Raw genomic sequence first — 3,237 nt, 5'->3', positions numbered from 1 at the left:
AATACGGTCTGTCTGGGATGAAGAGCAGGAAGAATGGTATTTTTCCGTTGTTGATATTATTGCAGCTTTAACAGATAGCCCTAATCCCAATAATTATTGGAAAGTGCTTAAAAACCGCCTGAAAAAAGAAGGGAATCAGTCGGTTACAAATTGTAACCGACTCAAACTGAAATCCCATAAAGACGGAAAACGCTATTTGACTGACGTAGCGGATACAGAACAGGTACTGCGTATCATCCAGTCTATTCCGTCTCCTAAAGCAGAGCCTTTCAAACTATGGCTGGCTGAGGTAGGCCGTGAACGGATCGACGAGACCATAGATCCAGAGCTTGCCATAGACCGTGCTCTTGAAACGTACCTCAAAAAAGGATACAGCCGGGAATGGATCAACCAGCGGCTGCAGGCTATCCAGGTCCGTAAAGAGTTGACTGATGAATGGCAGAACCGAGGTGTTCAAAAAGGTACGGAATACGCTATTTTAACCAATGAAATTTCTCGTGCCTGGTCTGGCATGACTACTCGGGAATACAAACGGCTGAAGGGACTAAAGAAGGAAAACCTTCGTGACAATATGAGCACGACAGAACTGGTATTGAACATGCTGGCTGAAACGTCTACGACAGATATCTCCAAAGCCGAAAAGCCTGCTACATTTGAAGAAAATAAGCAGGTGGCCCGCCGTGGAGGTAACGTTGCCGGAATTGCCCGTAAGGCACTGGAAGCGGAAACGGGAAAGCCTGTCATTACTTCTATGAATGCTATGGACTTTGCGAAAATTATCAGCGGCGTTATCTCAGACGAACCTACGAATAAAAACTTAAAATAGGCATTTCAAATTTGACGATTCTCAGCTGTTCCGAAGATACGGTATACACGGCACTGGGAAAACTTTTGTCCTGTATTCTGACGAAACGCACTGCCAGTATGTTTCAGCAGTGCGTTTTTTGTCTCTGTTCTTGCGGACTGGGAATACGACCTGTATAATGTTGGTGAACGACATGTGATACTTGAAGGTTTACGCAAGTATGGGTCTTCTATTTATATTGGGAAAGAAGGTTTTATGTATGGAATTTCTTCGTCTGTGGCGAATACACGTGTTTGCCCTGTGCATCGTCCTGGTAGCGGAATGGATTGGTGTGCAGAAATTTGGCCTCGTCGTATTTCTGCCTTTGTTCTACGCACTGCTCATTGGCGGTGTTCTCAGTTATCCCAGGTTTCACATTATGACCGATACGATGATGGAAAAAGCGGGCCTGTTTATGCCTATTGCCATGTTTTTCCTCCTCGTCAAGATCGGCCTGGGCATTGGCCCCAATCTGCACATGCTGCTCAATTCCGGCCTGGCTCTGATTATGCAGGAATTCGGCCATTTCTTCGGTACCCTGCTCTTTGGCCTGCCTATGGCTCTGCTCCTGCGAATGGGGCGGGAAGCCGTCGGTGCCTGCTATTCTATTGACCGGGAACCGAACGTCGCCATTGTTGCTGAAAAATATGGCATGTTCTCTCCGGAAGGACGAGGAGTCATGGGGATGTACATCTGCGGCACCTTGTTTGGCGCCCTGTGGATTTCCGTTTTATCCGGCATTATTGCCAGAATGGGGATTTTTCATCCCTATGCCCTGGCCATGGGCGGCGGTATTGGCAGTGCCAGCATGATGGCTGCTTCAGTCGGCTCCATTGTCGCCGTGTTTCCGGAAGAAGCGCAGAAAATCCAGGCCTATGCCGGTGCAGCCAATTTGATGACTACCGTCATTGGCATTTATTTTGCCCTGTTCATTTCCTTGCCTGTAACGGTAAAAGTATATGAATTCATTACGGGCAAGAAGCGGCACGAAGAAATTTCGGCCGAAGAAGATGCAAAAGCTGCAAAATTGTCAGCAGAAGCCAAGCGGCAGGCCGAAGAAGATGCAGCGGCCCTGAAAGATCAGAAGAAACTGACTCGCCTGGACGACCTGATTATTCTGGTCATTACGGGGATTCTCGGATTCATCGGCAACATGGTTGGCAACTACCATGTCAGCGTCATGGACAGTTTTACGGGAGCCCTGCTGCTGGTTATCATCGCGTTTGTCGGCCTGTGCATCGCTCATTTGCCGGGATTCCGTAAACTGCCTGTCGTATTCTGGGTTTCTATTTTTGCCGTATTGTGCTCTGTGCCGGCTATACCGGGTACGGATTTTATTATCGAACATACGAAGAACTTCAACTTCCTGGCTACGACGACGCCGATTCTGGCCTATGGCGGTCTGTCCCTGGGCAAAGATATTCCCGCTTTCAAACGGCTTTCCTGGCGCATTGTCCCCGTTGCCATTATGGTAGCATCAGGTTCCTTCTTGTGCGCAACCTTGATGGCAGAAATTATGCTGCACCTGGAAGGGATTTTTTAAGCTGATATATCCAGTTGTTGGTACGAAATCTTCTTTGTACGAGTGTTCTAAGGAAGAAAATAAAATAGCAATTACAAGGTCATGCCATTATGGCGTGGCCTTTTTTGCGTGCAGAAATCTTTTTTCTGCAAAATGGGGAGACTGTTTTTGGCTGTATTACGCCATTTCGTATCAAACATCATGGATGACGTCATCACCTATAGAGAAAGAGAAGGAGAGGGATAACAAGAGGGGAGAAGGAGAGGGTGCCGTCAGCAGGCCGTAAGCTCGTCACATATGCCGGGGGCCGGGAAGTGGCAGTCCGGCAACAGTCTCATCCATATGCCGGTCGCCCACAGGCCGTGGATTTCCCCATCATGCCGAGGGGCCGGGAAGCGACAGCCCTTTGACCGTCCGCCCGGGACAATCCCTGTGTATGCGCCCTGCTGAAACGGTACCCATTGCGCGTAAGCGAATGCATAAGCCCTTACGCGGAACGGTCAGAAGGGCCATCGCCTCCCGACCTGGGGTATACGCCGCCTGAGCCTGAGACATACGGTATCACAGGGAGTCCATAGGCCGTCTGGCGGTTCTGCAGGCAGACAAGAAGCTGATTCGCAACTCATACTGACATTCCGGGCAGAGAGATAAGGTAGATTCTGCTGCAGACGGACAACGGCCTGTGGGCGACCGGCCTGATGGGAAGAACATCGCCAGACTGGAATACCCTCGGCCTGTCGCTTCCCGGTCCCCGGTATATGTGGGAAAGAACGATGTATTCATGTATGCGTAAAACGCCGGGTATGGCTGCATGTGTCTCGTGTATGCGAAAGAGGTATCACATTTTACCCAATATGCGAAAGATTCACTA

The 3,237-nt window shown here is 49.3% G+C and carries 2 protein-coding genes; both read left to right on the top strand.

Annotated elements, in window-relative coordinates; translation table 11 throughout:
• Window position 1: 1 nt before the first annotated feature.
• A complete protein-coding gene (locus Q3886_RS09625; protein WP_301861239.1) occupies window positions 2-826 on the top strand; it encodes a BRO family protein in 825 nt (274 codons plus the stop codon).
• 238 nt (window positions 827-1,064) lie between these two features.
• Entirely contained in the window at window positions 1,065-2,387 is a 1,323-nt protein-coding gene (locus tag Q3886_RS09620) for a DUF3100 domain-containing protein (RefSeq protein WP_301861237.1), read from the top strand.
• Window positions 2,388-3,237 lie beyond the last annotated feature (850 nt).

It is taken from the genome of uncultured Megasphaera sp., assembly GCF_958350005.1.
Lineage (GTDB): Bacteria > Bacillota > Negativicutes > Veillonellales > Megasphaeraceae > Megasphaera.
Note: the sequence above shows the minus strand (reverse complement) of the source record. Positions and strands in the feature narration are given on the sequence as shown.

Bases quoted from the DNA above. Each gene is read 5' to 3' on its own strand.
- Q3886_RS09620 (WP_301861237.1), top strand. From the start codon at position 1,065: ATGGAATTTCTTCGTCTGTGGCGAATACACGTGTTTGCCCTGTGCATC.